Origin of the sequence: Pseudomonas sp. PARCl1, from assembly GCF_947311875.1 — a bacterium.
In the GTDB taxonomy this organism is placed as follows: Bacteria; Pseudomonadota; Gammaproteobacteria; order Pseudomonadales; family Pseudomonadaceae; genus Aquipseudomonas; species Aquipseudomonas juntendi.
In genome coordinates, this window is the sequence record NZ_CAMZMX010000089.1 from 1 (window position 1) to 5528 (window position 5528).

General features: G+C 63.1%; 5 protein-coding genes. 3 read left to right on the plus strand and 2 right to left on the minus strand.

The features are described from left to right. Positions 1 to 201: 201 nt before the first annotated feature. A complete protein-coding gene (gene radA / locus QME24_RS24505; protein ID WP_009681282.1) occupies positions 202 to 1572 on the minus strand; it encodes a DNA repair protein RadA in 1371 nt (456 codons plus the stop codon). Positions 1573 to 1748: 176 nt separating this feature from the next. Between radA and mscL the strand changes: the two genes are divergently transcribed. Beyond that, the gene (gene mscL, locus QME24_RS24510; RefSeq protein WP_029888025.1) at positions 1749 to 2168 is read left to right on the plus strand and encodes a large-conductance mechanosensitive channel protein MscL; all 420 of its coding nucleotides are present in this window, start codon (positions 1749 to 1751) and stop codon (positions 2166 to 2168) included. Positions 2169 to 2239: 71 nt separating this feature from the next. Here mscL and QME24_RS24515 read toward each other — a convergent pair whose 3' ends face one another. Continuing rightward, a complete protein-coding gene (locus QME24_RS24515; RefSeq protein ID WP_281691081.1) occupies positions 2240 to 3016 on the minus strand; it encodes a ferredoxin--NADP reductase in 777 nt (258 codons plus the stop codon). A gap of 212 nt (positions 3017 to 3228) precedes the next feature. On the opposite strand from QME24_RS24515, the gene QME24_RS24520 reads away from it, so the two are divergent. Together QME24_RS24520 and QME24_RS24525 are read left to right on the plus strand one after the other, a co-directional pair. Continuing rightward, the gene (locus QME24_RS24520; RefSeq protein ID WP_054906273.1) at positions 3229 to 3936 is read left to right on the plus strand and encodes an autoinducer binding domain-containing protein; all 708 of its coding nucleotides are present in this window, start codon (positions 3229 to 3231) and stop codon (positions 3934 to 3936) included. 96 nt (positions 3937 to 4032) lie between these two features. Continuing rightward, positions 4033 to 5157: a methyltransferase gene (locus tag QME24_RS24525; protein WP_054906272.1), complete on the plus strand. Its 1125-nt coding sequence runs from the start codon at positions 4033 to 4035 to the stop codon at positions 5155 to 5157. Positions 5158 to 5528: the final 371 nt, after the last annotated feature.

The window sequence follows — 5528 nt, forward strand, 5'->3', positions numbered from 1 at the left end:
GCACCAAGGCGTTCGCGCGCGAATCCCACAGGAATAATTGGCCCGAAACAAACGTAGGAGCGAGCGCAGCTCGCGATTGCGCCGCGCGGGCGGCGCTCGCTCCAACAGGCGCTGCCATACCTTGTGGCAAACACCTGTCAGCCCTAAGGCGATCCTTGTGGGAGCTGGCTTGCCGGCGATAGGGCCAGTACAGGCTACGAATTACTCGAACAATGCATCCAGGGCCTGCTCCAGCCGGGTCACGGCAATGACCTGCAGCCCCGCTGGCGGCTCCTTCGGCGCATTGCCCTTGGGCACGATCGCCCGCTTGAAGCCGTGCTTGGCCGCTTCCTTCAAGCGCTCCTGCCCGCTTGGCACCGGGCGTACCTCGCCCGACAAGCCGATCTCGCCGAACACCAGCAGACCATGGGCCAGTGGCCGATTGCGCAGGCTGGACATCACCGCCGCCAGCAGCGCCAGGTCCGAAGCGGTTTCCAGCACCTTGACCCCGCCCACCACATTGAGGAACACGTCCTGGTCGTGGGTGGGTATACCGCCGTGGCGGTGCAGTACCGCCAGCAGCATGGCCAGGCGGTTCTGGTCCAGGCCCAGGGTGACCCGGCGCGGGTTGGCCAGGTGGCTGTCGTCCACCAGCGCCTGCACCTCGACCAGCATGGGCCGGGTGCCTTCCCAGGTGGCCATCACCACGCTGCCCGGCACTTCCTCCTGGGTACGGTTGAGGAAGATCGCCGACGGGTTGGATACCTCCTTCAAGCCGCGGTCGGTCATGCCGAACACGCCCAGCTCGTTGACGGCGCCGAAGCGGTTCTTCACCGCCCGCAGCAAGCGCAGGCGGCCGTCGGACTCGCCCTCGAAATACAACACGGTATCGACCATGTGCTCCAGCACCCGCGGGCCGGCCAGCGAGCCCTCCTTGGTGACATGGCCGACCAGGAAGATGGCCGTGCCGCTCTGCTTGGCATAACGCACCAGCAACGCCGTGCTTTCACGCACCTGGGCAACGCCACCAGGGGCTGACTGCAACTGCTCGGTGAAGATGGTCTGGATGGAGTCGATCACCATTACCCGCGGTTTTTCGACACGTGCCGTGGCAATGATCGTCTCGATGCAGGTTTCGGTCATGACCTTGAGCTTGTCCTGGGGCAGGCCCAGGCGGCGCGAGCGCATGGCCACCTGTTGCTGCGATTCCTCGCCAGTGACATACAGTGCCGGCATGCCCACGGCGATATTGCACAGGGTCTGCAGCAGGATGGTCGACTTGCCGATACCGGGGTCGCCACCAATCAGCACCACCGAGCCGTCTACCAGGCCGCCACCCAACACACGGTCGAGCTCGGTGCTGCTGGTGGTGAAACGGGGGATCTCCTCGACGCTGACTTCGGCCAGGGTCTTGATCTGTGCCTGCTGCCCGGTCCAGCCGGCGCGGCCACTGCTGGGCGCAGCGGCACCGCCGCTTTCGATCATGGTTTCGACCAGGGTGTTCCAGGCCCCGCATTCACCACACTGGCCGGCCCATTTGGGGAAGGTCGCGCCGCACTCGGTGCAGCCATACATGCGCTTGGCCTTGGCCATGGGTTGGGGTCTCCTGGAAAAATCGCCATGATAGCCGAGCCGCACGTGCCTCGAGCGCTTCGGGATGCGACAAAACTATTCGTTCTAACCGCAGTCAGTTGCCCTGAACACAACGCATGAAGCGTTCAAGTGGCTTACACTGCGTTTACCTCACCTTTTGTTACAAGGATCTAAACATGGGCATGCTCAATGAGTTCAAGGCCTTCGCGGTCAAAGGCAACGTCGTCGACATGGCGGTTGGTATCATCATCGGCGCAGCCTTCGGCAAGATCGTCTCGTCCTTCGTCGGCGACGTGATCATGCCTCCGCTGGGCCTGTTGATTGGTGGTGTGGATTTCAGCGATCTGGCCATTACCCTGAAAGCCGCTCAAGGTGACGTACCGGCGGTGGTGCTGGCCTATGGCAAGTTCATCCAGACCGTGATCGACTTCCTGATCGTGGCCTTCGCCATTTTCATGGGCGTGAAGGCCATCAACCGGCTCAAGCGTGAAGAGGCCGTGGCACCGACTGCCCCGCCAGTGCCTACCCCCCAGGAAACCCTGCTGACCGAGATTCGCGATTTGCTCAAGACGCAGAATCAGAACCGCCTGCCTTGAGGTTGCCGGGCTGCCTTGCAGCCCGCTCCTGCTCGCCGGCACCGGCAGCGCCGGTGCCCAGGCCCAGCGCCTTACCAGTAATTCTCGACCGCCACCTGGCCGGGCCGCTTGCTCAGGCTCAACTGCAGGTCGCGTGCCTTGAGCACCTTGCGTGTCTCGTCGATCATCTCCGGGTTGCCGCACAGCATCACCCGCGAATGCTGGGGGGACAGTTCCAGCCCCGCCGCCTTCTCCAACTCACCGTTCTCGATCAGCGTGGTAATGCGCTGGTTCAGCGCGCCAGGGTGCTGCTCGCGGGTCACCACCGGAATGAATTGCAACTTGCCAGCAAACTCGGCCAGATAATCGCGCTGTTCCAGCCCGGCAATTTCATCCACATAAGCCAGCTCTCTGGCCTCGCGCACCGAATACACCAGTTTGATGCTGTCGAACCGCTCCCAGGCCTCGAAGTCCTGCAGGATCGACATGAACGGCGCAATGCCGGTACCGGTAGCCAGCAGCCACAGGTCGCGGCCGCCGACGAACCGGTCGAGGGTGAGGAAGCCAAACGCCTGGCGGTCTATCAGCAAGGTATCACCTGCCCCCAGGCGGCTCAGCTCACTGGTGAACTCGCCGCCCGGCACCACGATGGAGAAGAAATCCAGGTGCTCGTCATGGGGCGCACTGACCATGGAATAGGCGCGCCATACCACGCTGCCATCGGCCTTGGTGACGCCCAGCCGGGCGAACTGGCCGGAACGGAATCGGAACCCGGCATCGCGCGTAACCCGCAGGCTGAAGAGGTTCGGCGTCAGCGGCTGAACATCGAGCAGGGTCTGGCGGGTGAACTTTTCGGCGCTAGCGGTCATATCGGGCTCCAGGGTTGGCGTGTGCACAGTGTCGCCTAAAGTGCTCGGGATAAAAACCACCGCTTTGTAGGGCCTCACGCCGGGTGCCGGTATGAAAGTCGCAGAGAATGCGGTTGGCTATAGCAAAAAATCCCAACACAACGGTAGGTCTTTTCCTACACTAGTCCTGATTCTCAAACGGATTGAATCCCGCGCCTCAAGGAGTGTTTCAGATGCTTCACTGGAAACCTGAACATCTTGATGCGTTCGTCAGCGAGCGCAGCCCAAAGAAGCTGTTCAACATCGCAGTGCATCTGGCGCAGGACCTGGCCATGCAGTACCTGGGGCTGAACCTGCGCATTCAGATCGCGACCCAGACGCCCAGGCTCTACCTGTACAGCAACTATCCCGATGAATGGATCAGTTGCTATCAGCGCGACGACTTCTACAAGCAGGACTGCGCCGCCCACCTCAGCCACCAGTCGACCCTGCCGGTGCTGTGGACCGACGAGCTCTATCATGAGGCCCCGCACTTTCGCGAAGCAGCCTGCCAACATGGCCTGCGTCACGGTTGGACGCAGTCGCTGCACGACCTGCAACACAACGAGAGCCAGATCAGCGTGGCCCGCCCGGCGGGCAGCATCGACATCAACGAGCTCTACGAGAAGGCCGGCAGTGTGCAGTGGCTGTGCCACACGCTGCATGCCGTGCTCGGCGAACACCATCTGAACGCGTTATGCCCGCCACAACCGAAGATGAGCGCGCGTGAGCTGGAAGTGCTGAAATGGTCCGCCGCTGGCAAGACCGCTGCCGACGTTGCCTGCATTCTGTCGTTGTCGCAAAGCACGGTGAATTTCCATATCCGCAGCGTGATCACCAAGACCAATGCCGCCAACAAGGCTGGCGCCATCGCCATTGCCGCGTTGCGCGGCTGGATCTGACCTTCAGACCTGCGACCCGGGGCAAAGCCCTGTAGAATCGCCTGGCAAAGCCCGGGGCGAACCGCAACGGGCAGTTTCATACCCGAGCCAGACGCCATGCCCCTGTTGACCACCCCTTACGCCGAACTCGACCTGATCCGCCAGCCCGAACAGGCCAACGACCCTTTGCAGGCTTTCGATGCCGCCGACGAATACCTGCTCGCGCAGTTGCACGCGCAGGCACCTGACGCCAACTGCCGGGTGCTGGTGCTCAACGACAGCTTCGGGGCCGTGGCCGCCAGCCTGGCTGGCAAGGTGCAGGTGACCAGCAGCGGCGACTCCCACCTGGCGCACATGGCCCTGGAAAAGAACCTGGCGCGCAATGGCCTGCCGTTCGACAGCGTGCCGTTCGTGCCAGCCAGCGAGCACTGGCAGGGCCCGTTCGACCGGGTGCTGCTGCGCGTGCCTAAAACCCTGGCCCTGCTCGAAGAGCAACTGATTCGCCTGCAGGGGCAGCTGGCCCCCGCTGCGCAGGTGATTGCCGGGGCAATGGTCAAGCACTTGCCACGCGCGGCCGGTGACCTGTTGGAGAAATACATCGGCCCGGTGCAGGCTTCGCTGGCGCAAAAGAAGGCCCGCCTGCTCACCGCGACGCTGGCAGAGCGCCCCCTGGCCCGCTCGCCCTACCCTAGCCGTTACCGCCTGGACACCCCGGCGCTGGAATTGCTCAACCATGCCAACGTGTTCTGCCGTGAAGGCCTGGATATCGGCACCCGGGCGTTCCTGCCGCACCTGCCACGCGACCTCGGCCGCGCGCGGGTAGCAGACCTGGGCTGTGGCAACGGGGTGCTGGCCATTGCCAGTGCCCTGGCCAACCCGGATGCCGAGTACACCTTGGTCGACGAGTCGTACATGGCGGTGCAATCGGCACGGGAGAACTGGCGCGCCGCCTTGGGTGAGCGGCCGGCCACCTTCGAAGCAGCCGACGGCTTGGCCGGGGTCGAAAAACAGTCGCTGGATGTGGTGCTCTGCAACCCGCCGTTCCACCAGCAACAGGTGGTTGGCGATTTTCTTGCCTGGCGCATGTTCCAGCAGGCACGCGAAGCGTTGGTGGTGGGCGGGGCCCTGTACATCGTGGGCAACCGCCACCTGGGCTATCACAGCAAGCTGGCGCGGTTGTTCCGTGGGGTGGAGCAGATAGCGGCTACGCCCAAGTTTGTAATCCTCAAAGCGCGCAAGTAAGCCTGTACCGGCCCTATCGCCGGCAAGCCGGCTCCCACAGGTACTGCACGAGGCGCGAGGCAGATGCGACCCTGTGGGAGATTCTATGGTTTCTGGCAAGGGTAGCCGCAGCATCTTCAGCGCCTGTGAAATCGAGCGCCGCCCGCGCGGCGCATCGCGAGCTGCGCTCGCTCCTACGTTTGTTTCGGGCCAGTAACCCCTGTGCCAGATGCGCGCGGCCGCCTTGTTCGTACGACGCGATTTTGAGGCATGCGCCAAGGCGTTCGCGCGCAAATCCCACAGGAATAATTGGCCCGAAACAAACGTAGATACTCTGTTGGCGGTCAAGCTTTTCTGAGGTGTTCAGAGCTGAAAAGCTTGGCCGTATCAAA